The 23,182-nt window shown below is 68.2% G+C and carries 24 protein-coding genes, 1 tRNA gene and 1 pseudogene; 18 read left to right on the forward strand and 8 right to left on the reverse strand.

Annotated features, from left to right (window positions below):
* Positions 1–108 precede the first annotated feature (108 nt).
* A complete protein-coding gene (locus O3305_RS14035) occupies positions 109–981 on the forward strand; it encodes a class I SAM-dependent methyltransferase (RefSeq protein ID WP_184164008.1) in 873 nt (290 codons plus the stop codon).
* Entirely contained in the window at positions 981–1,277 is a 297-nt protein-coding gene (locus O3305_RS14040) for a hypothetical protein (protein ID WP_269573105.1), read from the forward strand. The genes O3305_RS14035 and O3305_RS14040 overlap by 1 nt, the downstream gene beginning before the upstream one ends.
* A gap of 210 nt (positions 1,278–1,487) precedes the next feature.
* Here O3305_RS14040 and O3305_RS14045 read toward each other — a convergent pair whose 3' ends face one another.
* The 3 genes from O3305_RS14045 to O3305_RS14055 are packed head-to-tail and all read right to left on the reverse strand — an operon-like array spanning position 1,488 to position 3,078.
* Entirely contained in the window at positions 1,488–2,126 is a 639-nt protein-coding gene (locus tag O3305_RS14045) for a heme exporter protein CcmB (RefSeq protein WP_269573106.1), read from the reverse strand.
* Positions 2,123–2,689, reverse strand: coding sequence for a heme ABC exporter ATP-binding protein CcmA (gene ccmA, locus O3305_RS14050; protein WP_269573107.1), 567 nt, complete (start codon positions 2,687–2,689; stop codon positions 2,123–2,125). Before ccmA ends, O3305_RS14045 begins: the two co-directional genes overlap by 4 nt.
* On the reverse strand, positions 2,686–3,078 hold the full coding sequence (locus O3305_RS14055; protein ID WP_269573108.1) for a metallopeptidase family protein: 393 nt from the start codon (positions 3,076–3,078) through the stop codon (positions 2,686–2,688). Before O3305_RS14055 ends, ccmA begins: the two co-directional genes overlap by 4 nt.
* Before the next feature lie 44 nt (positions 3,079–3,122).
* Here O3305_RS14055 and O3305_RS14060 point away from each other — a divergent pair, with 44 nt between their 5' ends.
* Positions 3,123–3,413 carry a 4a-hydroxytetrahydrobiopterin dehydratase gene (locus O3305_RS14060; RefSeq protein WP_269573109.1) on the forward strand — a complete coding sequence of 97 codons (291 nt, stop codon included), beginning with the start codon at positions 3,123–3,125 and terminating at the stop codon, positions 3,411–3,413.
* A gap of 3 nt (positions 3,414–3,416) precedes the next feature.
* Here O3305_RS14060 and O3305_RS14065 read toward each other — a convergent pair whose 3' ends face one another.
* Positions 3,417–4,196 carry an SDR family oxidoreductase gene (locus O3305_RS14065; protein ID WP_269573110.1) on the reverse strand — a complete coding sequence of 260 codons (780 nt, stop codon included), beginning with the start codon at positions 4,194–4,196 and terminating at the stop codon, positions 3,417–3,419.
* Between the two features lie 55 nt (positions 4,197–4,251).
* Here O3305_RS14065 and O3305_RS14070 point away from each other — a divergent pair, with 55 nt between their 5' ends.
* From O3305_RS14070 to O3305_RS14090, 5 genes are all read left to right on the forward strand, one after another.
* Positions 4,252–5,019, forward strand: coding sequence for an ATP-binding cassette domain-containing protein (locus O3305_RS14070; RefSeq protein ID WP_269573111.1), 768 nt, complete (start codon positions 4,252–4,254; stop codon positions 5,017–5,019).
* A gap of 17 nt (positions 5,020–5,036) precedes the next feature.
* Entirely contained in the window at positions 5,037–6,539 is a 1,503-nt protein-coding gene (locus O3305_RS14075; RefSeq protein ID WP_502958133.1) for an ABC transporter permease/substrate-binding protein, read from the forward strand.
* 43 nt (positions 6,540–6,582) lie between these two features.
* Positions 6,583–9,048, forward strand: coding sequence for a glycoside hydrolase family 3 protein (locus O3305_RS14080; protein WP_269573112.1), 2,466 nt, complete (start codon positions 6,583–6,585; stop codon positions 9,046–9,048).
* A 2-nt stretch (positions 9,049–9,050) separates the two neighbouring features.
* Entirely contained in the window at positions 9,051–10,094 is a 1,044-nt protein-coding gene (locus O3305_RS14085) for an aldose epimerase family protein (protein WP_269576522.1), read from the forward strand.
* 85 nt (positions 10,095–10,179) lie between these two features.
* Positions 10,180–10,647 carry a hypothetical protein gene (locus O3305_RS14090; protein ID WP_269573113.1) on the forward strand — a complete coding sequence of 156 codons (468 nt, stop codon included), beginning with the start codon at positions 10,180–10,182 and terminating at the stop codon, positions 10,645–10,647.
* A gap of 23 nt (positions 10,648–10,670) precedes the next feature.
* Here the strand turns inward: O3305_RS14090 and O3305_RS14095 are convergent, their stop codons facing one another.
* The 4 genes from O3305_RS14095 to O3305_RS14110 all read right to left on the reverse strand — a co-directional run bounded on the left by O3305_RS14095 (position 10,671) and on the right by O3305_RS14110 (position 13,945).
* Positions 10,671–11,114: a nuclear transport factor 2 family protein gene (locus tag O3305_RS14095; RefSeq protein WP_269573114.1), complete on the reverse strand. Its 444-nt coding sequence runs from the start codon at positions 11,112–11,114 to the stop codon at positions 10,671–10,673.
* Positions 11,115–11,250: 136 nt separating this feature from the next.
* Complete coding sequence (locus tag O3305_RS14100; protein ID WP_269573115.1) at positions 11,251–12,822, reverse strand: aldehyde dehydrogenase (NADP(+)); 1,572 nt, start codon at positions 12,820–12,822, stop codon at positions 11,251–11,253.
* A gap of 131 nt (positions 12,823–12,953) precedes the next feature.
* On the reverse strand, positions 12,954–13,751 hold the full coding sequence (locus tag O3305_RS14105) for a FadR/GntR family transcriptional regulator (RefSeq protein WP_184163970.1): 798 nt from the start codon (positions 13,749–13,751) through the stop codon (positions 12,954–12,956).
* Between the two features lie 104 nt (positions 13,752–13,855).
* Positions 13,856–13,945, reverse strand: a tRNA-Ser gene (locus O3305_RS14110).
* A 134-nt stretch (positions 13,946–14,079) separates the two neighbouring features.
* Between O3305_RS14110 and O3305_RS14115 the strand changes: the two genes are divergently transcribed.
* The 10 genes and pseudogenes from O3305_RS14115 to O3305_RS14160 all read left to right on the forward strand — a co-directional run bounded on the left by O3305_RS14115 (position 14,080) and on the right by O3305_RS14160 (position 23,092).
* Positions 14,080–14,874 carry a DUF1134 domain-containing protein gene (locus tag O3305_RS14115; RefSeq protein ID WP_502958134.1) on the forward strand — a complete coding sequence of 265 codons (795 nt, stop codon included), beginning with the start codon at positions 14,080–14,082 and terminating at the stop codon, positions 14,872–14,874.
* Between the two features lie 241 nt (positions 14,875–15,115).
* Positions 15,116–15,583 carry a hypothetical protein gene (locus tag O3305_RS14120; RefSeq protein ID WP_269573116.1) on the forward strand — a complete coding sequence of 156 codons (468 nt, stop codon included), beginning with the start codon at positions 15,116–15,118 and terminating at the stop codon, positions 15,581–15,583.
* Complete coding sequence (locus tag O3305_RS14125; RefSeq protein ID WP_269573117.1) at positions 15,573–16,877, forward strand: DNA-packaging protein; 1,305 nt, start codon at positions 15,573–15,575, stop codon at positions 16,875–16,877. Before O3305_RS14120 ends, O3305_RS14125 begins: the two co-directional genes overlap by 11 nt.
* 282 nt (positions 16,878–17,159) lie before the next feature.
* Positions 17,160–17,471 (forward strand): EF-hand domain-containing protein, encoded by a 312-nt coding sequence (locus O3305_RS14130; RefSeq protein WP_269573118.1) that lies wholly within the window; start codon positions 17,160–17,162, stop codon positions 17,469–17,471.
* Between the two features lie 105 nt (positions 17,472–17,576).
* Positions 17,577–17,942: pseudogene (locus tag O3305_RS14135) on the forward strand (phage portal protein); the annotation flags it as partial.
* Between the two features lie 77 nt (positions 17,943–18,019).
* Complete coding sequence (locus O3305_RS14140; protein WP_269573119.1) at positions 18,020–18,823, forward strand: phage/gene transfer agent baseplate hub protein; 804 nt, start codon at positions 18,020–18,022, stop codon at positions 18,821–18,823.
* Complete coding sequence (locus O3305_RS14145; RefSeq protein ID WP_269573120.1) at positions 18,820–19,194, forward strand: NlpC/P60 family protein; 375 nt, start codon at positions 18,820–18,822, stop codon at positions 19,192–19,194. The genes O3305_RS14140 and O3305_RS14145 overlap by 4 nt, the downstream gene beginning before the upstream one ends.
* A 2-nt stretch (positions 19,195–19,196) precedes the next feature.
* Entirely contained in the window at positions 19,197–21,353 is a 2,157-nt protein-coding gene (locus O3305_RS14150) for a GTA baseplate fiber-binding domain-containing protein (protein WP_269573121.1), read from the forward strand.
* A complete protein-coding gene (locus tag O3305_RS14155) occupies positions 21,350–21,850 on the forward strand; it encodes a DUF2793 domain-containing protein (RefSeq protein ID WP_269573122.1) in 501 nt (166 codons plus the stop codon). Before O3305_RS14150 ends, O3305_RS14155 begins: the two co-directional genes overlap by 4 nt.
* 108 nt (positions 21,851–21,958) lie before the next feature.
* The gene (locus O3305_RS14160; RefSeq protein WP_269573123.1) at positions 21,959–23,092 is read left to right on the forward strand and encodes an OmpA family protein; all 1,134 of its coding nucleotides are present in this window, start codon (positions 21,959–21,961) and stop codon (positions 23,090–23,092) included.
* The last annotated feature ends 90 nt before the right edge of the window (positions 23,093–23,182 follow it).

Here is a 23,182-nt window from a genome sequence, read left to right on the forward strand (position 1 = left end):
ATCCCCGCGAAGGCGGGGATCCAGAGTCACGCAGGACATCGCTCTGTTACTCTGGATCCCCGCCTTCGCGGGGATGACGGGCGTTTTGTTGCGTTCTAAAGACCCCCCATGGACCTCATCACTCTCACCGGCGAGCCCTGGGCCGATTACGGGCTGGTCGACAGCGGCCATGGCCGCAAGCTCGAGCGCTATGGCAAATATCGCTTCATTCGCCCCGAGCCCCAGGCGATGTGGGCGCCCGCGTCCGAAAACTGGGACGCGCATGGCGAGTTCGTACCCGGCGCCGATGAGGATGGCGGCGGCCGCTGGAACTTCACCAAGCCGGTGCCGAGCGAAGGCTGGCCGCTGCGCTGGGAGGAAGTGCGCTTCACCGCGCAGAACACCCCCTTCCGCCACCTCGCCTTCTTCCCCGACATGTCGCCGGTCTGGCACTGGATGCGGTCGCAGATCGACGGGATGGACGCGCCCGAGTTCATGAACCTGTTCGGCTATACCGGCGTCGGTTCGCTCGCGATGGCCGCCAAGGGGGCCAAGGTCACCCATGTCGACGCCTCGAAGAAATCGGTGGCCGAAGGCAAGGCCAATGCCGCGCTGTCGGGCATGGAGGATTTGCCGATCCGCTGGATGATCGACGACGCCGCCAAGTTCACCGCGCGCGAAGTGCGGCGCGGACGGCGCTATGACGGGATCATCCTCGATCCGCCGAAATGGGGCCGTGGGCCGAACGGCGAAGTGTGGAAGCTGGAAGAGGGCCTGCCCGGCCTGATCGCCGACACGACAAAGCTGCTCGATGCCAATTCTCGCTTCCTGTTCCTCACCGTCTATGCCGTGCGCATGTCGGCGCTGGCGATCGGCGAGCTGCTCCGCCAGCATGTGTCGCACCTGCCGGGCAAGGTGGAATGCGGCGAACTCGCGGTGCGCGAGGAAGCACGCGGGCTCGAACTGCCGACCGCGATCTTCGCGCGCTGGAGCCGCGGCTGATGGGACTCTCGGTATTCCTGGCGACCGCGGTGGCGGACACGGTCGAGGGCCGCCGCCCGGGCGGGCGCCACGCCATGCTGATCTATGTCTCGGCCGACAGCTTCGAGGAAGCCCAGGCCAAGGCCGCCGGCGTCGCGCTCGGCACCGGCTGGATGCTGGTCCGGCTGGAAAAGGGCATGGAAGTCGCCGATCCGGGCGCGACCGAGGACCCGGTCCTGCGCGCCGCCGCCGCCGATGCGCTGGCGGATGGCTCGGCGATGGTCGTCTATGGCGACGAGCTGCCGCCCGAGGCCTGAGCTAGCGCCATTTGCCTAAACCGCTCCCCGGCGAAAGCCGGGGAACAGGTTTGCAGGACGGCACCCTCAGCCAATATTGACCGCCAGGCGCTTCAACCGGTTGGAAAGATAGGACGCCACCAAGGGCGCAATCCGACACGCGCGCCTGCTGGAGAATAAGGACCGCAAAAACCGCGCTTGGCCTGTACTTCGTGTACTTCCAAAACGGATCTAGTTCCGCCCCATTCGTACCGCCGCCCCCGCCACGAACGGGCAGCCCGCCATCAGCAACAGGCTTACCGCGCCGAGCAGCTTGAGCGCACCCGGCTGCTCGGCGGTGGCGCCGAAGATCAGCAGCGGCACGGCGAAGGGCAGCATCACCAGCCCCGCCAGCGCCCCTGCCCCGCGCAGCCCGGCGACGAGCGCGGCAGTGGCAACACCCAGCGCGGCCAGTCCCGGCGTGCCGATCAGCAGCGCAAGCAGCAGCGGCACCAGCGCATCGCCGGGCAACTGGAGCAGGCCCGAGGCGATCACCGTCGCGACGAGCAGTGCCGGCGCAAAGCCCAGCCAGTGCCCGGCGACCTTGGCGGCAGCGATCCCGGCATCGGGCAGCCCGCGCACCGCCAGCTGGTCGAGCACCCCGCTCTCCAGGTCGGGCGCGACCAGCCGCTCGACCGGGAGCAACGCGGCGAGCAGCGCCGCCGCCCAGATCACCCCCGGCGCGATGCGGGCGAGCAGCTTCCCATCGGGGCCGACCGCAAAGGGGAAAAGGATCGCAACGAGCAGGAAGAACACGACAGGCAGCGCCAGTCCGCCGGTGCTCCACGCCCGCCGCAGCTCGCGCCAGACGATCGCGGCATAGGCGCTCACAGCGCAACCTCGCGGACATCAGGCAGTGCGATCGGCAGATGGGTGGCGACCAGCGCGATGCCGCCGGCGGCACGGTGGCCGGCAATCAGCCCCTCGAGCAACGCCACCGAAGCCACATCCAGCCCATTGGCCGGCTCGTCGAGCAGCCAGATCGGCGCCCCGCCCGCCACCACCCGTGCCAGCGCGGCGCGCCGCCGCTGGCCGGTGGAGAGCATGCGGACGGGCACCCGGGCAATGTCGGCGAGCCCGACCGCGGCCAGCGCGTCCGGCACCGCGTCGCGCCTGCCGTCGAGCCCGGCCCAGAAGCCCAGCGCGTTGCCCAGCGGGAGTTCGGGATCGAGCGCCGGCGCCTCGGCCATCAGCGCGCGGTCGCCCTCGACTTCGACGCTGCCGGCGGCGGGCGCGAGCAGGCCGGCGGCGATGCGGATCAGGCTCGACTTGCCGACGCCATTGGGCCCGCTGACCAACGCCGCCTCACCCGGCGCCAGCACCAGGTCCAGCCCCTCGAACAGCAGCCGCCCCCCACGCAGGCAGGCCACCCCTTCAAGGGCAAGGCGGGTCACTCGGCCGAGTCTTCCAGCGCGTGCATGTCGTCGTCGGACAGGCCGAAATGATGTCCGACCTCGTGGACCACGACGTGGTTGACCAGCGATTCGAGCGTCACCCCGGTGTGCACCCATTCGTCGAGTAGCGGCCGGCGATAGAGGTGGATCTCATCGGGCATGGTCACCCCGTCCCAGGCCGATTTCTCGCCGACGGGGCGCCCGCGATACAGACCGGTCAGGTCGAACGGATCCTCGATGCCCATGGCGTCGAGCGTCTCGTCATCGGCGAAGTCCTCGATCACCAGCACGATGTCGGCGAGATAGCCCTGGAAGGGCTCGGGGATGCGCGCAAGGGCAGCGCGGGCGAGGCGCTCGATAATGGCGGCGTCTGGGGCTTGCCCGGTCATGTCGCCCGGAATAGGCCGGGGAACGGAGCTACGGCAAGGAGGCAGTGATGGTTGCGCGGTTGACGGATGGACTTCGCGAGGAATCGCTCGCCGCGCTGCCCGGCTGGACCTGGGACGCGGAACGCGATGCGATCACCCGCAAGTTCGAGTTCCGGGATTTCAACCAGGCCTTCGGCTTCATGACCCGCGTAGCACTGATCGCCGAAAAGGCCGATCATCACCCCGAATGGTCGAATGTGTGGAACAAGGTCGAGATCCTGCTGACCACGCATGACGCCGACGGGCTCTCCACCCGCGACATCCAGATGGCGCAGCAGATCGACGCGCTGCTCTGAGCGTTACTTGAACGCGCGACGCTGCAGCTTGCGCAGCGTACCGGGCATCCAGCGCTGCATGAACCAGAGCCGGTGGGCGGTCTTGCCGACCCGGGTATGGACGTCCTTGCGCACATCCAGCATGTGGCGGACCGTCTTCACCACTTCGCTCACCGGGGTGATCTCAAGCCCGGCAGCAGTCACCGATTCGCGCACGTTGCGGTTCGAGTCCTGGGTGACGTGGTTGAGCAGCGGCGTGTCGATGAAGCTCGGCATCAGCGAGCCGACATAGATGCCCTCATGCCCCCATTCGGCGTTGAGCGCCTCGGCAAAGCCGCGCATCGCGAACTTGCCGGCGCTGTAGATCGACATGCCGGCATTGCCCGATATGCCGGCGGCCGAGCTGGTGATGATCATCGCCGACCCCGGCGTTGCCTTGAGCAGGGCGTGCGCGGCGCGGGCACCATGAACGACGCCGTTGATGTTGATCGCCAGGCCGCGCTCGATGTCGGCATCGGACATCGTCTCGAGCTGTCCGCCCACCGCGATCCCGGCATTGTTGAACAGGAAGTCGAGCCGGCCGCCGCTCTTGCTCGCGAAATCGGCCAGCGCTTTCACCCAGGCATCGCGGTCGCGCACATCCATCGCATAGGTCTCGGCGCCAGGGACTGTCGCCTTTGCCGCTTCGAGGCCGTCCGCGTTGACGTCGGCCAATCCTACCAGCCAGCCATCCGCCGCCAGGCTCTGCGCCACCGCCAGACCGATACCCGACGCGCCGCCGGTGATGAATGCCGCCTTGGCCATTGCCCCACTCTCCCTTTTTTGACCTTTGCCATTTCATCTCGCACAACGCTGCACGATGCCAGAGCAAAGCCGCTCCGTTACCTTCAAAAATGTCAGCAAGGTCTGGCCGGGGGGCGTGAAGGCCGTCGATGGCATATCGCTGGAGGTTGCGGCGGGCAGCTTCGTCGCACTTGTCGGTGCCTCGGGCTCGGGCAAGTCGACCCTGCTCAAGATGGTCAACCGGCTGATCGAACCGAGCGAAGGCGCGGTGCTGGTCGGCGGCGAGCCGGTGGATGCCGGCCCCGCGCCGGAACTGCGGCGGCGCATCGGCTATGTCTTCCAGAATGTCGGGCTGTTCCCCCATATGCGAGTGGGGGAGAATGTCGCGATCGGGCTGCGGCTGGCGGGCGAGAAGGATAGCGCCGGGCGCGTGGCCGAGCTGCTGGAACTCGTCGAGCTGCCGGCCGACATGGCCACGCGGATGCCGGATGAACTTTCGGGCGGGCAGCGCCAGCGCGTCGGCGTGGCGCGGGCGCTGGCAACGGGACCGGGCATATTGCTGATGGACGAGCCGTTCGGCGCGCTCGATCCGGTGACGCGCGACGGCCTGGGCAAGGCGATCCGCGCGCTGCACGACCGGATGGGGCTCACCACGATCCTGGTCACCCACGACATGGCCGAGGCGCTGCTGCTCGCCGATCGCGTGCTGGTGATGGAGAAGGGCCGCATCGTCGCCGATGCCAACCCGCGCGACCTGCTTGCCGGCAAGGGCGGCGCGGCAGCGGATGCACTGGTCGCGGTACCCCGCGCGCAGGCGCACCGGCTGGCGGAGCTCGAGCCCTGAGCGGCGCGCTCGCCCGGGTGCCCGAGCTGCTCGCCCAGCATCTGCTGCTGGCGCTGGCGGCACTGCTGCTCGGACTGGTGATCGCACTGCCGCTTGCCGTGCTCTCCGCGCGCAACCGCCTCGTGGGGCGGATCGCTCTGGGTTTCGCCAGCCTGGTCCAGACGATCCCCAGCCTGGCGCTGCTCGCGCTGTTCTACCCGATCCTGCTTTCGCTCTCCTCGCTGGTCGGCGGCGGGATACCGGCATTGGGCTTCCTGCCCTCACTGCTCGCGCTGTCGCTCTACGCGCTGCTGCCGATCCTGCGGAACGGTGTGACCGGGCTCGCGACGATCGACCCGGCGGTAATCGAGGCGGCGGACGGCGTCGGCATGACCGCGATGCAGAAGCTGTGGCTGGTCGAGACGCCCTTGGTGCTGCCGGTGCTGATGGCAGGCATCCGCACCGCCGCGGTCTGGACGATCGGCGCGGCGACGCTCTCCACCACCGTCGGCCAGCCGAGCCTGGGCGACCTGATCTTCGCCGGGCTGCAGACCCAGAACTGGTCGCTGGTTCTGACCGGCTGCATCGCCGCCGCCTGCCTGGCGCTGGCGGTCGACGGGCTGCTCGGACTGGCGGAATATGGCATTGCCAGGCGCAGGCGCGCGCTGGCCTGGGCAAGCCTCGGCACCCTGCTGGTCGCGGTTGCCGTGGCGCTCGTCCCGGCCCTGCCCTCGGCACGCGGCACGGTGACGATCGGCGCCAAGGGCTTCTCCGAGCAATATATCCTCGCCCGGCTGATCGGGCATCGGCTGGAGGCGGCGGGCTACAAGGTCCGCTACCGCGAGGGGCTGGGATCGGCAGTCGCGTTCAGCGCGCTCGCGAGCGGCGATGTCGACGTCTATGTCGATTATTCCGGCACGATCTGGACCAACGAGATGCGCCGCAGCGACGTACCGCCGCGCGACGCGATCGTCGCCGGCGTCGCCAAATGGGCGCAGGACAGGCACAGGGTCACCCTGCTCGGCTCGCTCGGCTTCGAGAACGCCTATGCATTTGCGATGCGCGGCGACGATGCCAGGAAGCGCGGCATCGCCAGCATCGCCGACCTCGCGCCGATCGCCGGCAGCCTCAGCCTCGCCACCGATGTCGAGTTCCTCGAGCGGCCCGAATGGGCGGCGGTGAAGAAGGCCTATGGCCTGAGCTTCAAATCCGCCCATCCCTATCAGCCGACCTTCATGTACCGCGCGCTGGCGAGCGGCACGGCGGACGTGATCCCCGCTTTCTCCTCCGACGGGCGGATCGCGGCGGACAAGCTGGCGGTGCTCAGCGATCCCAAGGGCGCGATCCCCGGCTATGACGCGATCCTGCTGCTCACCCCGAAGCGCGGCGACGATGTCCGCTTCCAGGCCGCACTCCGCCCGCTGATCGGCGCGATCCCGGTCGAGCGGATGCGCGAGGCAAACTATATGGTCGATCGCGACAGTAACAAATCAAGTCCCGACGAAGCCGCGCGCTGGCTGGAGCGTGGACTCGCCCGATGAACTTCTGTTATCGCTACCAGATACAAGAAAAGAGGAGAGTGAAATGCGGCCTGGCCTGAAGCTGTTGCTGTCGACCACCATGATCTGGGCCGCATCGCCCGCTTTTGCACAGCACGCGCCGACAACGCTGTCTGGCCAGCAGATCGCCAATCCCGCCAAATGGCCGACCGCCGGCTCGCAGGGCCTGGTCGATCCCGCGACCGAGAAATTCATCACCGATCTGATGGCGCAGATGACGCTGGAGGAGAAAGTCGGCCAGATGATCCAGGCCGATATCGGCGCGATGAAGCCCGAGGAGCTGCGCCAATATCCGCTCGGCTCGATCCTGGCCGGCGGCAGCTCGCCGCCGCTCGGCGCACCCGATCGCTCGCCCCAGGCCCCCTGGGTGGAGACCGCCAAGGCCTTCCGCGCCGTCGCGATGGAACCGCGCGGCAAGCATGCCCCGATCCCGCTGATCTTCGGCATCGACGCGGTGCACGGCAACAACAACGTGATCGGCGCGACGATCTTCCCGCACAATGTCGGGCTCGGCGCGATGCACGATCCCGCGCTGATCCGCCGCATCGGCAAGGCGACCGCGGAAGAAACCGCCGCGACCGGGCCCGACTGGGCGTTCGGCCCGACCCTCGCCGTGCCGCAGGATGATCGCTGGGGCCGCAGCTATGAAGGCTATTCGGAGGACCCTGCGGTGGTCCGCTCCTATGGCGGCGAGATGATCCTGGGGCTGCAGGGCGAACCCGGCACCAGGGATCGTATCCAGAAGGGGCGGGTCGCAGCTTCGGCCAAGCACTTCCTCGGCGATGGCGGCACCTTCGAGGGCGTCGACCAGGGCGATACCCGCGTCTCCGAGGATGAACTCATCAAGACGCACGCGCAGGGCTATGTCCCGGCGATCCAGGCGGGCACGCTCACCGTGATGGCCAGCTATTCGAGCTGGAACGGCGCCAAGATGCACGGCAACAAGTCGCTGCTCACCGATGTGCTCAAGGGCCGGATGGGCTTTGAAGGCTTCGTCGTCGGCGACTGGAACGGCCATGGCCAGGTGCCGGGCTGCACCAAGGAGGACTGCGCCCAGACCTTCAATGCCGGGCTCGACATGGCGATGGCGCCGGACAGCTGGAAGGGCCTGTTCGAGAGCACGGTGCGCCATGCCAAGGACGGCACCATCCCGATGGCGCGCATCGACGATGCGGTGCGCCGCATCCTCCGCGTCAAGGTGAAGCTCGGCCTGTTCGATCCGGCCCGCCCCTATGAAGGCAAGGCCGGGGTGCTGGGCAATGCCGAGCACCGCGCGGTCGCCCGCGAGGCGGTGGCCAAGTCGCTGGTGCTGCTCAAGAACACGGGCGTGCTGCCGGTAAAGGCTTCCGCCAACGTGCTGGTCGCCGGGCCCGGCGCCGATTCGATGGCGCAGCAGACCGGCGGCTGGACACTGAGCTGGCAGGGCGACGGCAACGACAATTCGATGTTCCCCAACGGCCAGACGATCTTCTCGGGCATTGCCGAAGCCGTGAAGGCAGGCGGCGGCACCGCGACGCTTTCGGCGGACGGCAGCTTCACCGCCAAGCCCGATGTCGCGATCGTCGTGTTCGGCGAGCAGCCCTATGCCGAAATGCGCGGCGATATCCCGACGCTGGAATTCCAGCCCGGCGACAAGCAGGCGCTGGCCCTGCTCAAGAAGCTCAAGGCCGCCGGCGTGCCGACCGTTTCGGTGTTCCTCTCGGGCCGGCCGCTCTGGGTGAACCCGGAGATCAACGCCTCCGACGCGTTCGTCGCCGCCTGGCTGCCGGGCAGTGAAGGCGCGGGCGTGGCGGACGTGATTATCGGCGACAAGGCCGGCAAGCCGCGCAAGGACTTCAACGGCACGCTGTCGTTCAGCTGGCCCAAGACCGCGGGCCAGTTCACCCTCAACAAGGGCAAGCCGGGCTATGACCCGCTGTTCGCGCTCGGCTATGGTCTGAGCTACGCCAAGCCGGGCAAGGTCGCCCTGCTGGGCGAGGATCCGGGCTTCGATGCCTCGTCGCTCAACACCAGCGTCTATTTCGCCAAGGGCGTGACGCCCAAGCCCTTCTCCTTCGCCACCGAATCGAAGATCACCCGCGCGCCGATCGACGGGCCCCAGACCCAGGAAGGCGCGCAGCAGCTGAGCTGGACCGGTGGCCAGGCGCGGCTGAGCATCGGCGGAGGCGCGCCGATCAACCTTGGCCGCGAAGCCAATGGCGACCTGTCGCTCGCCCTCACCTACCGCCTCGATCGCGCGGCGAGCGGGCCGGTGACGCTCGGCATGGGCAATGGCAAGGGCCTGGATGCGACCAGCCTGTTCACCGGCGAGACCGGCACCTGGCGCACGGTGAAGATCCTGCTCAAATGCTACCAGACCAACGGGACCGACATGAACGCAGTGTCGGCACCGGTGGTGGTGACCGCTTCGGATCCGCTGGTGTTCAGCCTGTCCGACGCGCGGATCGTCTCCGATCCCGCCAACTCGATCTGCCCGGGTACGCCGAAGTGACGATGGTCGCGGGCGATCCGATCGAGACGGTCGCGATTGCCCGCGGCCGGTTTCGCGCCGAGCTGCTGACGCTCGGCGCTTCGCTGCGCATGCTGGAGGTGCCCGATCGGCACGGCAATCCGGCGAATGTGGTGCTCGGTTTCGCGAACCTCGAAAACTATCGCGGGCAGCCCCGCTTCTATGGCGCGGTTGCCGGGCGCTACGCCAACCGGATCGGCGGCGCGCGCTTCACGCTCGACGGCGTCGAGTACCGCATCACCGCGAATGACGGGGCGAACAGCCTTCATTCCGGGCCGCTCGGGCTCGACCAGCAGATCTGGAAGATCACCGCGCGATCGACGGAGTCGGTCACCTTCCGGCATGTCAGCCCGGCCGGGCATAACGGCTTTCCCGGCACGCTGGCGATGGAAGCGCGCTACACGATCGAGGAGGACGGGCTCGCCATCGCGCTGAGCGCGACCACCGACGCGCCTACTGTCGTGAACCTCACCCACCACGCCTATTTCAACCTGGCCGGCGAGGCGAGCGGCGCGACGATCCTCGATCACCTGCTACGGATTTCCTCCAGCCGCACCACGCCGGTCGGCCCGGGACTGATCCCCACAGGGGCATTCGCGGAAGTGACCGGCACACCCTTCGATTTCCGCGCCCCGCGGCGGGTCGGCGAGCGGATTGGCGCGGACGATGCGCAGCTGAAGCTCGGCCATGGCTATGACCATAATTTCGTGATCGACGGTGCTCCGCGCTGTGTCGCCACGTTATTCGATCCGGGCTCGGGCCGGGTGCTCGACCTCCATTCCGGCGAGCCCGGGCTGCAATTCTATTCGGGCAACCATCTGGCAGGCGGCGCGCCGGGCACGAGCGGGAAAACCTATGTCACGCGCCAGGGGCTGTGCCTCGAGCCGCAGAAATTCCCCGACAGCCCTAACCGGCCGGAATTCCCGTCGGCACGGCTCGATCCGGGCGAGTCTTACCGCCACGACATCGCCTTCCGCTTCCGAACGGCGGAAAGTGTCGAGCAGGCCTTTGGTCAGGTCATGGACTGATAAAGGCAGCACCGGCAATAAACACCCCAGTTGCGGCTACAAGAATAGCGTGTAAATTTCGGAAGCCGATGCTCGGGAGACTATTATGCTCGCGGTCTTGCTTGCTTTTATGAACGACCCTGCTCTGTCTGACCTGCCTCGACAATGGGCGCAGTTCAGTCGAACCGGGGCACTCAATCATATCAGCGAAAATATCGACATCGCGACCGGGGACCGGGGCACGGACGCGGAATTCCGATACATCCTTCGTCGCACCAAAAATTCGCTCAACGCGGTACCGGAAATCGCATGGGCCGACAGCGCTACATGCCCTGCCGTCAGGTCCGTCATCGCCTCCATGCGGAAAATTCAAGTGCCGTCACCGGCACCCTATGGCCTGGAGGACAAATCCACGGCGCTCACGCTGGATGGCACGGGCTATTCGCTCACGGCGCCGTCCTCGGATAACATGGGCAAGCTGACGATTAGTTCGAACATAGGCACTCCGCTTGCGGCCTGGGTCGATACGTCTCTCAAGCAACTTGAGGCGTGCTGGAGAACAACGGCTTCCTAACCCGTCATGCAAAAAGCGGTCGTTTACGGGCTCACGCCCTGGTTCGCCTTGCGCTCGGCCTGGAAGATCTTGTTGACGATCCGCCACTCGCCATCGGCCTTCACCAGCGAGAGATAATCGACAAAGCGCACGGCCGGGTAGTCGAGCACCACCTTGGCCATGCCGACATTGCCGGTGACGTCGAGGCTCTCGATCGAGCGCTTGCGCTGGGCCTCGTCTGCGGCGGGCTTGCCCGTCGCGGCGGCGGCGATGAAGTCGGCGAGAGTCCGCTCGGCAAAGGCGCCCTCGCGGTTCCAGTAGAGCATCGCCTTGGGATGGAATGCGGCGGAGAATTCGGCCGCGCTGCCGGTCGCATGGCCGGCGAGATAGTGGTTCACCGCGGCGCGGGCGCCCGCCTCGTCCTTTTCCTGCGCATGGGCAGGCAGGGCGGCGAAACTGAGAGCGGTGGCGACAAGCAGGAAACGCATGGAGACCCTCCGTTGCAGGAAGATCCCCATGCTAGCATCCGATGACCGGGCATGCACCCGGCCCGGGCCGAACGTCGCGCAGGCGGGACGAACAACCAATACTCCCCTCCCCCTGGAAGGGAGGGAAAGTGGGCCCTTACAGGGTCGGCTTGCCGTCGATGCGGCGCGGGATGCCCGCGTCGCCGTCGCGCAGGTCCGCTGGCAGCAGTGCCGCCGGCAGGTCCTGATAGGCAACCGGGCGCAGGAAGCGGTCGATCGCCAGCGTGCCGACCGAAGTGCTGCGACCATCCGCCGTCGACGGGAACGGGCCACCGTGGACCTGCGCGTCGGTCACTTCGACACCTGTCGGCCAGCCATTGGCGAGGATGCGCCCGGCGAGCCGCTCGAGCAGCGGCAGCAGCTTGGCTGCGACTTCCGTATCGGCATCGTCGAGGTGCAGCGTCGCGGTGAGCTGGCCCTCGAGCAGCGACACGACCTTGAGCAGCTCCTCGATCGTCGCGCAGCGCACCAGCAGCGAAGCGGCACCGAAGACTTCCTCGGCATGGCTCGGATCGGCGATGAAGTCCGCGCCGGTCATCGTGAACAGCGCGGCGCGGCCGCAGCTCGCCGAGCCTTCCTGGCCCTGCGCGACCTGGTTCAGCCCCGGCGCGGCGGCCCAGCGGGCAACGCCCTGCTCATAGGCCTTGAGGATGCCCGGGGTGAGCATGGTCTGTGCTGCCGCGCCGGAAACCGCCTCGGTCGCAGCGGCGAGGAAGCGATCGAGCGCGGGACTCTCCAGCGCGAGGACCAGGCCCGGATTGGTGCAGAACTGGCCGGCACCCATGGTCAGGCTGCCGATATAGGCCTTGCCCAGCGCCTCGGCGCGCGACTCGAGCGCGGCGGGGAGCAGGAAGACCGGGTTGATGCTGCTCATCTCGGCATAGACCGGGATCGGCACCGGGCGGCTCGCGGCAAGCTTCATCAGCGCCGTGCCGCCGCCGCGCGAGCCGGTGAAGCCCACCGCCTTGACCACCGGGTGGCTGACCAGCGCCGAGCCGACTTCGTTGCCCGCGCCGTTGATCAGCGAGAACACGCCCTCGGGCATGCCGGTCCGCGCGACCGCACGCTCGATCGCGCCGGCGACCAGTTCCGAGGTGCCGGGATGCGCCGAATGACCCTTCACGATCACCGGGCAGCCCGCGGCGAGCGCCGAGGCGGTGTCGCCCCCGGCAACCGAGAAGGCGAGCGGGAAGTTGGACGCGCCGAACACCACGACCGGGCCGACGGGGATCATGCGCAGGCGCAGGTCCGGCTTGGGGGCGGGCTGGCGATCCGGAATGGCGTGGTCGATGCGGGCGCGCAGATATTCGCCGAGGCGCAGTTCCTTGGCGAACAGGCGCAGCTGGCCCGAGGTCCGGCCGCGCTCGCCGGTGAGGCGGGCATGCGGCAGGCCGCTTTCCTGCATAGCGCGCTCAGTGAGCGTCTCGCCCAGCGCATCGATCTCCTCAGCGATCGCCTCAAGGAACTCGGCACGCTTCTCGCGCGGCAGGTTGGAATAGATCGGGAAAGCAGCCTCGGCGGCGGCAGTCGCGGCTTCGACGTCTTCCTTGGTCGCCATGCTGAAGCTCGGCTCCAGCGGCGCGCCGGTCGACGCGGCGACGGCCTGGAAGCCCGGTCCGTCGCGGTGAACGCGCTTCGATGCAATGAACAAATCGCCGGTCAGCGCCATGCCTGCTCTCCTGTCTTTCGAATTAAGTTAGCGGTAACATCGCTCGCGCGGGACTTAGGCAGCGCTATGGCAAAATGCAAATGCGCTTGTCAGCACGGTTGTTGCGGCGGGCGATAGAAAAGCTGTCGCGTTCAGCAGGCGCGACGACGGCCGACGGCGTTGTTGGCGGGATCGCGCGCTTCCATCGTATCCTGGAAGCCGCGCTCTACCAGCCGGGCCATCGCGTCATGTGCCCGGTCCGCGTCCTGCGCCTCGATCGCCTCGAGCACTGCGAGGTGGACGGGCAGCGCGTCGTGCGGGGCGGGAAGGTGCTGCTGCTTGAACGCCGTTGTCAGCTCGATCGCGGCAGCGACCCCGCTGGTGAGCGACATGATGAAATCATTGCCCGAAGCCTCGAGTAATGCCGAATGAAAGGCCTCATCGCAGCAGCGCCCCTCCTCCGAATCGAATCCATGCCTGCCGACCCCCGCCAACCCTTCCTGCATGCGGGCGAGCTGCTCGGGCGTGCGGCGCAGCGCGGCAAGGCGGGCGGCGTCGGGCTCGACGATTCGGCGCAACTCGAACAGGCTCTCGATCAGCGAATCGTCGGGCTCGCCGGCGAAGATCCAGCTGAGCACGTCGGGATCGAGCAGATGCCATTCGCGGCGCGGGCTGACCTGGGTGCCGATCTTGGGACGGGAGTGCACCAGCCCCTTCGCCGCGAGAATGCGGATCGCCTCGCGATAGGCGGTGCGGGAGACCTTGAACTGCTCGCTCGCGGCGATTTCGCCCTCGAGGATCTCGCCCGGCGTGATCTGGCCGGAGACGATCCGGATGCCGAGGGTGCGCGCGACGGTGCCGTGCAGACGCAGCGAACGGGGCCGCGGCTTGCGGGTGCGGGATTTTTTCTCTGTGCGCGGGATCGACGCTTTGGGCTGCCAGCTGGGCATATCCCTGCCTAAGCGCTTTGGCGGCGGCTGCCAAGACCTGCGAATCGGGCGGGCCGGGCCGGCATCACATTAAAAATATAAGTAATATCAGCACATTACCAAGGTGGCGGAGACGGAGGGATTCGAACCCTCGATACGGTTTCCCGTATGACGCTTTAGCAAAGCGTTGGTTTCAGCCACTCACCCACGTCTCCGGATAACGGCTCGAAGGCAGGGCCTATAGCGACGGGTTTCGCAGCAATCAACGCCCAGCTTGACGTGAAATCGACTCAATTTGCCGCTCGTTCATTGCCGCGACAGCCCCGCCCCCTACAAAAGGGCCAATCTGATGAGCTGGGGTAATTCCGCGATGAACGTTCGTGCACTGGTGTTGATGGCTGCGACGGCCGCATTCGCGATGACGGCCATGCCCGCCGCCGCCCAGCAGCAGATGACCACGATCGATCCCAACACCGCGATCGATTCGGACATCAACACGCCTCCGCCCGCGCAGGACCCGTACAACCGGCCGGCGCAGCAGCAGGACGTGCCCGCCCCGCCGCCGCAGGATCCCTATCCCCAGCAGCAGGGCCCGGCCGGCCAGCAGCAGCAGCAGCCCGCCCCCTCCGCCCAGCAGGGCGGCACCTCGCGCGACCAGGCCACCACCTACCAGCAGGACGAGCTGGTCGGCGCCGCCGAGGGCGTGTTCGGCAAGGGCGCATCGGGCCTGGCCAAGCTGATCGAGGACATCCTCAAGGATCAGGGCCAGCCCAATGGCTATATCGCCGGCAGCGAAGCCTCGGGCGCGATCGGCGTCGGCCTGCGATATGGTTCGGGCATGCTGTTCCACAAGGTCGAGGGCCAGCGGAAAGTCTACTGGACCGGCCCGTCGATCGGCTTCGACCTGGGCGGCGACGCCAACAAGGTGTTCGTGCTGGTCTACAACCTCTACGACACCCAGGACCTCTACAAGCGCTTCCCCCAGGGCGAGGGCCGCGCCTATTTCGTCGGCGGCCTCTCCGCCTCCTATATGCGCCGCGGCGACGTGGTGCTGATCCCGGTGCGCCTGGGCGTCGGCTGGCGGCTGGGCGTCAACGCCGGCTATATGAAGTTCAGCGAAAAGGCGCGCTGGCTGCCCTTCTGAGGTCTGCGCCTCGAGATTCAGCCCTTCCGGTTCCCCGGCTTTCGCCGGGGAGCCGCTGAACCCGCCATTCCCTTGGATTCCCCTCCCGCGAACCGGAAATCGCACGTTTCAACGAACCATATAGGCACTTTTTGCTTGACATCGTCACGCTGATATGGCACAAAACAGGAACGCTGAAGAATTGCGAGTCGGGCCGGGGCGGCAACGCCATCCGGCCCTTTTCTTTTTCGGGAGAGGCGCCGTGGAGAAGAAGCGACGGCACTGGGTGCGCTGGTCCAAGACCAAGCGCGAAGCATTCCTCGATCACCTCGCGGGCACCGCCAATGTCCGCGCCTCGGCCGATGTCGCCGGGGTGACGCCGCCGAGCGTCTATCACCTGCGGCGCAAGGACGAGGAATTCGCCGAGGAATGGCGCAAGGCGCTGGCGCTTGGCTATGACATGCTGGAGACCGAGCTGCTCGGCCATATCCTGGCCGGCGGCGGCAGGACGATCGCTTGCGCGGACGGGCGCGAGATCGATGTGCAGGAGGCGATCCGCCTGCTCGGCCTGCATCGCAACAGCCTGAAGGGCAAATGGAAGGGCGGCCCGCCGCTCAAGCGGGCGCGGCCCGAGGATACCGATGCGGCCATCATGCGGAAGCTCGACGCGATCGATCGCGCCCGGGCCCGCGAAGCCGCGGAGCGCGCGGAGAAGCAGGATGGCCAATGACGCGTTCGAGCGGCTGCTCACCTATCCGCCCGACAAGCGGGCCGATGCGATCCGCGCGCTGAGCGCGCCGCAGAAGCGCGAATATGTCGAGCGCTGGTGGCAATGGGCGCATCGCGGGCAGGCCGAGCCCGGAGGCGACTGGCGGATCTGGCTGATCCGCGCCGGACGCGGCTTCGGCAAGACCCGCGCGGGTGCCGAATGGGTGCTCGCCCGGGCGCGCGCGCATCCCGGTGCGCGGATCGCGCTGGTCGGCGCCAATGAAGCCGATGTGCAGCGGGTGATGGTGGAAGGCGAAGGCGGCCTGCTTGCCAGCGCCCGCGAGGATGAGGAACCGGTGTGGCACCGGACCACCGGCGCGCTGCGCTTTGCGAACGGAGCGCAGGCCCAGGTCTATTCGGCTGCGGCACCCGACAGCCTGCGCGGCCCCGAGCATCATTTCGCCTGGTGCGACGAGCTCGCCAAATGGGGGCGCGGCGGCCAGGCGGCCTGGGACAATCTGGCGATGACGCTGCGCGTGGGCGAGATGCCGCAGATCGTGGTGACCACCACTCCGCGCCCGGGCAAGCTGATGCGGATGGTGATGGCGCTGCCCGGCGTGCACGAAACCCTGGGCAAGACGCGCGACAATCCGTGGCTGCCGGCAAGCTTCGTCGAGGCGATGACCGCGCAATATGCGGGCAGCAGGCTCGGCCGGCAGGAGCTGGACGGCGAGATGCTCGACCAGGTGGAAGGCGCGCTGTGGACGCGCGACCTGCTCGACGCCTGCCGGGCGGACGCATTGCCCGAGCTGGTACGCCGGATCATCGGCGTCGATCCGCCGGCAGGGATCGGCGGCGACAGCTGCGGGATCGTGGCGGCGGCGCTGGGACGCGACGGCAAGGCCTATGTGCTCGAGGATGCGAGCGTGCACGGGGTATCGCCCGAGCGCTGGGCGCATGCGGTGGCGGCCTGTGCCGCGCGGCACGATGCCGATCGGATAGTGGCGGAGAAGAACCAGGGCGGCGCGATGGTGAAGGCCGTGCTGCTCGGCGCCGACAGCAATTTGCCGGTGACCCTGGTGCATGCCAGCCAGGGCAAGGCGGCACGCGCCGAGCCGGTGAGCCTGCTCTACGAAGGCGGCAAGGTGCGGCACGCCGGCGCCTTCCCGGCGCTGGAGGACGAATTGTGCGGGCTGGTGATGGGCGGCGGCTATGAAGGGCCGGGCCGATCGCCGGACCGCGCGGACGCGCTGGTCTGGGCGCTGCACGAGCTGATGCTCGGGCGCAGGGGCAAGGCGGCGATCCGGGTTTTGTGAAGAGTGGGGCTTTTGAAGTTGGGCGGGCAAGCTCGCCCAGCGTCATCCCCGTGCGGGTGGGATCGAGGGTTTGTCCTGCTGGACCCTGGATTCCAGCCTGCGCGGGGATGACGGAAGAATAAGCGAGGTCATGAAATCTCTCCTCCCTGCAAGGGAGGGGATGGGGGGTGGGTCCCTGCCCGCGATACGGCGAGGCATTGCGTCCAGCTGCAGTATCGCCAGCATCCACCCACCCCCGGCCCCTCCCTTGCAGGGAGGGGAGTTTCAATCAGGAGAAAAGCGATGACGGGGCCGATCCGGGCCTGGCGGGCGGCTGCGCTTGCCGGGATGCTGATGCTGTGCGGGTGCGCGATCGGGCGGGCCGCGCTGGATGTGGGAAGCGCGGCGCTGGTGGCGCGCTTCGATGCGGACCGCGATGGCGGGCTGGACCGGGCGGAGGTTGGCGCGATGGTCTCGGCCGCGGTGCCGGGGAGCGGGCCGGCGATCGATGCCGCGCGCGCCGGGCTGGCGGCGGGATACTGGACGCGGGATTGCGACCGCGACGGGAAGCTGAGCGCCGGCGAGTTGGGGGCGGTTGGTGGGTGCGGGGGTTAGGGCTTGGCCATTAATCACTCCTCCCCCTCCGGGGGAGGATTTTAGAGGTCCGTCTTCGCAGCTTCCGTTTCAAACCAGCAGACCCTCGATTTTCAGGAGCAACGCATGAAATGGTTCGGGCGAAAGTCCGTGCGCGAAGGCGCGCGGCCGGCTTTGTCGCGCGCGGGCAGCTTCGCCGGCAGCATGGGCGAATGGCCGCGCAGCTACGAGGCACAGGTGCGCGACGCCTATTGCCACAATCCGGTGGCGCAGCGGGCGGTGAAGCTGGTCGCCGAGGGCGCGGGCAGCGCGGCGTTGAAGGCCAGCGATCCGGCGCTGCTCGCGCTGGTGACGGCGCGCAGCGGCGGCCAGCCGCTGATCGAGACGCTGGCGGCGCAGCTGCTGCTGCACGGCAATGGCTATGTCCAGGTGCTGGCCGATGACGGCGGCGCGGTGCGCGAGCTCTATGCGCTGCGCCCCGAGCGAGTCGCCGAGGATCAGCTGCGCGTGAGCCGCGCGACCTTCCAGGCCGGGGCGCTCGCCTCGGTGCCGCTGGTGGAGATCCGCGAATGAGCTGGCTGGCGGAAGCGCTCACCACGCTGGCGCTGTGCTGGCGGATCGAACGGCGCGACGGGGTGACGATCGGGCTGACCGCACATGACCGGGACATCGAATGGGACGGGCTGGTCCACCGGGCGGCACCCGGCATGGTGCCGAGCGCGATCACGCGGGGGGCCGGGCTCGATCCGGCGAGCATGGACGTGACCGGTGCATTGACCAGCGAGGCGATCGGCGAGGCGGACCTGCTCGCCGGGCGCTGGGACGGCGCGCGGGTGGCGATCTTCGCCTGTGACTGGACCGATCCGGCCCGGCAGGTGGCGCTGGGCGAAGGGACGATCGGCGGGCTCGAGACGCGCGACGGCATGCTCACCGCCGAGCTGCGCGGGGCGATGGCAGCACTCGAGCGGCCGGTGGTCGAGGAGACCTCGCCCGAATGCCGGGCCGAGCTGGGCGACAAAAGATGCCGGGTGGCAATGGCGGGGCGCCGGCGCTTCGCCCGAGTGACGGCGATCGCCGACAATGTGGTGACCCTCGATACCGGGGAGCCGGTGGCCAATGGCTATGCCCAGGGGCGGCTGCGCTGGATCAGCGGCGCCAATTCGGGGCTGGAGGACGCGATCCTCGGCTCCGCCGGTACGACGCTGACCCTGCGCCGGCCGCCGCGCTTCGACGCGCCGGGACGCGTGCTGCTCGTCGAAGGGTGCGACCGGCGCCTGGCGACCTGCGCGGAGCGGTTCGGCAATGCGGTCAACTTCCGGGGCGAGCCCTATCTGCCCGGCATCGACCTGCTGACCCGCTATCCGGGCGGATGAGCGCGGTGCTTGCGCGTGCCCGCGCGATGATCGGCGTGCGCTTCCGGCCGCGGGGCCGGACACGCGAGGGGCTCGACTGTGTCGGGCTGGCGGGCTGGGCATATGGCGCCGCGATACCCGCTGGCTATGCGATGCGGAGCGACGACCGGGCACGGGTGTCCAGGGTGGCGGCGTCGCTTGGGCTGGTCATGACCGAAGCGCGGCAACCCGGCGACCTGGTACTGCTCGCGAGCGGGCCGGGGCAGCTGCACCTCGGCATCGATAGCGGGACCGGGCTGATCCATGCCGACGCGATGCTGCGTCGGGTAGTCGAGCGGCCCGACCCGCTCCCCTGGCCGGTGATCGGCCGCTGGCGAAAATCGGAGGACTGACAATGGCGACCCTGGTGCTCACCGTCGCCGGCGGACTGATCGGCGGTCCGGCGGGCGCGGCGATCGGATCGATGATCGGCAACGTCATCGACCATGAGATCCTGTTCAAGCCCAAGGGCCGCGAGGGACCCCGGCTGAGCGACCTCAAGGTGCAGACTTCCTCCTATGGCACGCAGGTCCCGAAGCTCTTCGGGACGATGCGCGTGGCCGGATCGGTGATCTGGGCGACCGACCTGGTCGAGCATCGCGACCGGCAATCGGGCGGCAAGGGGCGCCCGAGCACCACGACCTACAGCTACACCGCCAGCCTGGCGGTGGCGCTTTCGGCGCGGCCGATCCTGGGCGTGGGACGGATCTGGGCGGACGGCCAGCTGCTGCGCGGCGGCGCCGGCGACTTCAAGGCCCGCACCGGCTTCCGGCTGCACCTGGGCGGCGAGGACCAGCCCGCCGATCCGCTGATCGTGGCGGCGGAAGGTGCCGGACGCGCGCCGGCGCATCGCGGCATCGCCTATGCCGTGTTCGAGGATCTCGAACTCGGCCCCTGGGGGAACCGCATCCCGTCGCTCAGCTTCGAAGTGGAGGCCGATGCCGCCCCGGTGCCGGCCGGCGACATCGCCGTGGCGCTGGGCGCGCTGAACCAGGCCGATCCGAGCGTTGCGCTGGCAGGCTTCGCCGCGCAGGGCGCGAGCCTGGCCAGCATAGTCGAAGTGCTCGGCCAGGCTGCGGGCGGCTGGTTCGGCGAGGGACCGATGCTGCACTGCGGCACCGGCGAGGCGATCACGATCGAGGACAGCGGCGTCGGCGGGCACGGGCGCGGGAACCGCAGCGTCGCCTCGGCGACCCGGGTGCCGCGCACGCTGAGCCTCAGCCATTACGACCCAGCCCGCGACTGGCAGATCGGCCTGCAGCGCGCCGGCGGTACCGGTCCAGCCAGCCGGGACATGCGAATCGAGCTGCCCGCCGCGATAGACGCCGGGACCGCGCGGACGCTGGCCGAGGCCGCGCTGCTCCGCGCAGACACAGAACGCACCCGCCGGACGGTGCATCTGGGCTGGGAAGCGCTTGCCGTCTCGCCCGGCAGCCGGGTGCGTATCGCGGGCACGCCGGGCATCTGGCGTGTCGATGGTTGGAAGTTCGAGGGCATGTCGGTGTCCCTCGACTGCGTTGCCCTGGCCCCCGAAGTCGCCCCCCTGCCGGGCAGCGGAGGCCGCGCCCTCGGCGCCGGGGACGTGGCCATCGGACGTACGATCCTGCACGCGTTCGAGCTCCCGCCGATCGACGATGCGCCCGCAACAACCCCGAGAATCGCGATTGCCGCGGCCGGCGAAGCCGAGGGATGGCGCCGGGCGGCGTTGCTGCTCAGCATCGACGGCGGCACGGCATGGCAGGAAATCGGCGGCACGCAAGGCATCGCCGTACTCGGCCGGATCCGCACGCCTCCCGGACGCGCAGCGCCGCAGATCGAGGACCGGAGAAACCATGTCGTCGTCGAACTCGCCAATCCCGCAATGCTGCTCGACCATGCGGATGACATCGCGCTCGACGCAGGAGCGAATCTCGCGATGCTGGGCGACGAACTGATCCAGTTCAGGCGCGCCGAGCGGCTCGATGCACGACAATGGCGCCTTTCCGGCCTGTGGCGCGGCCGGCGTGGCACCGAAAATGCGATCGGGAGCCAGGTCGAGAGCAACCGCTTCGTGCTGCTCGACGCCCGGACAGTCACTATGACCGACGTACCGCTAGGCGCAATCGGCACCGAGGTGCGGCTGCTGGCCGAGGGCGCGGGAGACGTAGGCGAAGCCGCACAGGCGTTCGCTGCCATCAATGGCATCTCGTTGCTGCCACTCCCTCCCGTTCAGCTCTTCGCCCGCAGGCTATCGAACGGCGGGGTCCGGCTGACCTGGGTGCGCCGCAGCCGGTCGGACTGGCGATGGGAGGACGGGCGCGACCTGGCTCCGGAGCCCGGCGGCGAGCGCTACCGCGTAACCCTGATCCCGAACAACGGCATCGGATGGACCGTGGAGACGCTGGCGCCCGAAATAACACTAGGGGCCGCCGCCATCGCAGGAGGGGCGAGAATCGAGGTGCGTCAGCTCGGCATCACCGGAACCTCCCCGCCCGCAACGCTGACCCTGCCCGATCAAGGAGAATCCGCATGACCGAGATGACCAGCCGACTCGACCTGCCGCTGCTCGACGCCGGGCAGGCGCAGAAGGAAATCCATCACAATGAAGCGCTTGTCCGGCTCGACCTGCTGGTCCAGGCGGCGGCCGAAGGGACGGACCTGAACATCGCACCGGAAACCCCCGCTCCCGGCCAGTGCTGGATCGTGGGTGGCGCGCCGGTGGGAGCCTGGTCAGGTCATGGGGGTGACGTCGCCGGCTGGACGGAGGGTGGCTGGCGCTTCGCAACTCCGCGCGAGGGCATGCGCCTCTGGCTTGGCCACGGTGCCGGATACGCCCTGTTCCGCGACGGCGAATGGCACCAGGGCGAAGCGCATGGTCGGGTTGTCGTCGAAGGGCAACAGGTGGTCGGCGCGCAAATGCCGGAAATTGCGGAACCAGAAGGCGGGACGGTGGTTGATGCGCCAGCGCGGGCCGCAATTTCTGCGGTGATCGTTGCATTGCGTGCGCATGGCCTGATCCATTCCGGCTGACTGTGACGTTCCTGCAACAGTCCCCGGATTTGTGCGCTTGCGCAGAAACTTTCGTTTCGGTACTGAGTTTTTCGCTGTCCGTAGTGACAATCATGAAAGGGGATTAAGATGCGGAAGCTTGCCGTAATTCTGGCACTTGCGACCACCGCGCTGAGCACGCCCGCCCTCGCCCGCGACGATGCGTGGTATGTGGGTGTCGAAGGCGGCGCTATGCTCGTCGAAGACATCAAGTTCGACATCGGCGCTGCCAAGGATGTCGTAACTGCGCACCACAAGGCTGGCTGGGACGCTGACGCAACCGTCGGTTACGACTTCGGTCCGTTCCGTGCGGAAGCCGAAGTTGGCTATCGCGAGGCTTCGGTCAATCGTATCGTCAGCACCGTGACGATGCCGGTTCGCACCGCTGCCGGCGCTGCCGTCAACGCCGCTCCGGGCAACTACGCCTATGCCGGTGGCCGCACTTCGGCCCTGAGCTTCATGGTGAACGGCCTGCTCGACTTCGGTGACGATGATGGCCTTCAGGGCTTCGTCGGCGCTGGTGTCGGTGTCGCGCGCGTCAAGAGCAAGCTCGCTCTGAACAGCTACCAGGACTCGCTGAACGATTCGGACACCGTGTTCGCGTGGCAGGCTCTCGCCGGCATTCGCGCTCCGCTGTCGGACTCGATCGACGTGTCGCTGAAGTATCGCTTCTTCAACAGCTCGACCACCGCGCTGGTGGATGCCTCGGGCCGCACCCTCAACGGTCGGTTCCGTTCGCACTCGATCCTCGGCGGTCTGACCTTCAACTTCGGTGCGCCGGCCCCCGAGCCGACCCCGACGCCGACGCCGGAGCCCACTCCGACGCCGACCTGGACCCCGACTCCGGAACCGACCCCGACGCCGACTGTCGTCTGCACCCCGGGACCGTACATCGTGTTCTTCGACTGGGATAAGTCGGACATCACGCCGGAAGCCGCGAGCATCCTCGACAACGCCATCAGCAACTACCAGAACTGCGGCAACGCACAGGTGATGCTGGCCGGCCACGCCGACCGCTCGGGCTCGGCCAGCTACAACGTTGGCCTGTCGCAGCGTCGCGCTGACTCGGTGAAGGCTTACCTGACCGCTCGTGGCATCGGTGCCGGTGCGATCTCGACCGAAGCATTCGGTGAGAGCAAGCCGCGCGTCGAGACTGCCGACGGCGTTCGCGAGCTGCAGAACCGCCGCGTGGAAGTCACCTACGGTCCGGGTTCGGGCTACTAAGCCAGACCGGTCCCAAGGGACTGACAGAATTGGGGAGGCCGGGAAACCGGCCTCCCTTTTTCTTTGGGCAGTTGCGCTCCGGGCATGAGC

Origin of the sequence: Sphingomonas sp. NIBR02145 (assembly GCF_027359115.1) — a bacterium.
Lineage (GTDB): Bacteria > Pseudomonadota > Alphaproteobacteria > Sphingomonadales > Sphingomonadaceae > Sphingomonas > Sphingomonas kyeonggiensis_A.

Bases quoted from the DNA above. Each gene is read 5' to 3' on its own strand.
- O3305_RS14090 (WP_269573113.1), top strand. From the start codon at position 10,180: ATGCTCGCGGTCTTGCTTGCTTTTATGAACGACCCTGCTCTGTCTGAC.
- O3305_RS14140 (WP_269573119.1), top strand. From the start codon at position 18,020: ATGAGCTGGCTGGCGGAAGCGCTCACCACGCTGGCGCTGTGCTGGCGG.
- O3305_RS14125 (WP_269573117.1), top strand. From the start codon at position 15,573: ATGGCCAATGACGCGTTCGAGCGGCTGCTCACCTATCCGCCCGACAAG.
- O3305_RS14115 (WP_502958134.1), top strand. From the start codon at position 14,080: ATGAGCTGGGGTAATTCCGCGATGAACGTTCGTGCACTGGTGTTGATG.
- O3305_RS14040 (WP_269573105.1), top strand. From the start codon at position 981: ATGGGACTCTCGGTATTCCTGGCGACCGCGGTGGCGGACACGGTCGAG.
- O3305_RS14095 (WP_269573114.1), bottom strand. From the start codon at position 11,114: ATGCGTTTCCTGCTTGTCGCCACCGCTCTCAGTTTCGCCGCCCTGCCT.
- O3305_RS14035 (WP_184164008.1), top strand. From the start codon at position 109: ATGGACCTCATCACTCTCACCGGCGAGCCCTGGGCCGATTACGGGCTG.
- O3305_RS14065 (WP_269573110.1), bottom strand. From the start codon at position 4,196: ATGGCCAAGGCGGCATTCATCACCGGCGGCGCGTCGGGTATCGGTCTG.
- O3305_RS14055 (WP_269573108.1), bottom strand. From the start codon at position 3,078: ATGACCGGGCAAGCCCCAGACGCCGCCATTATCGAGCGCCTCGCCCGC.
- O3305_RS14105 (WP_184163970.1), bottom strand. From the start codon at position 13,751: ATGCCCAGCTGGCAGCCCAAAGCGTCGATCCCGCGCACAGAGAAAAAA.
- O3305_RS14070 (WP_269573111.1), top strand. From the start codon at position 4,252: ATGCCAGAGCAAAGCCGCTCCGTTACCTTCAAAAATGTCAGCAAGGTC.
- O3305_RS14100 (WP_269573115.1), bottom strand. From the start codon at position 12,822: ATGGCGCTGACCGGCGATTTGTTCATTGCATCGAAGCGCGTTCACCGC.
- O3305_RS14085 (WP_269576522.1), top strand. From the start codon at position 9,051: ATGGTCGCGGGCGATCCGATCGAGACGGTCGCGATTGCCCGCGGCCGG.
- O3305_RS14155 (WP_269573122.1), top strand. From the start codon at position 21,350: ATGACCGAGATGACCAGCCGACTCGACCTGCCGCTGCTCGACGCCGGG.
- O3305_RS14130 (WP_269573118.1), top strand. From the start codon at position 17,160: ATGACGGGGCCGATCCGGGCCTGGCGGGCGGCTGCGCTTGCCGGGATG.
- O3305_RS14150 (WP_269573121.1), top strand. From the start codon at position 19,197: ATGGCGACCCTGGTGCTCACCGTCGCCGGCGGACTGATCGGCGGTCCG.
- O3305_RS14080 (WP_269573112.1), top strand. From the start codon at position 6,583: ATGCGGCCTGGCCTGAAGCTGTTGCTGTCGACCACCATGATCTGGGCC.
- O3305_RS14145 (WP_269573120.1), top strand. From the start codon at position 18,820: ATGAGCGCGGTGCTTGCGCGTGCCCGCGCGATGATCGGCGTGCGCTTC.
- O3305_RS14160 (WP_269573123.1), top strand. From the start codon at position 21,959: ATGCGGAAGCTTGCCGTAATTCTGGCACTTGCGACCACCGCGCTGAGC.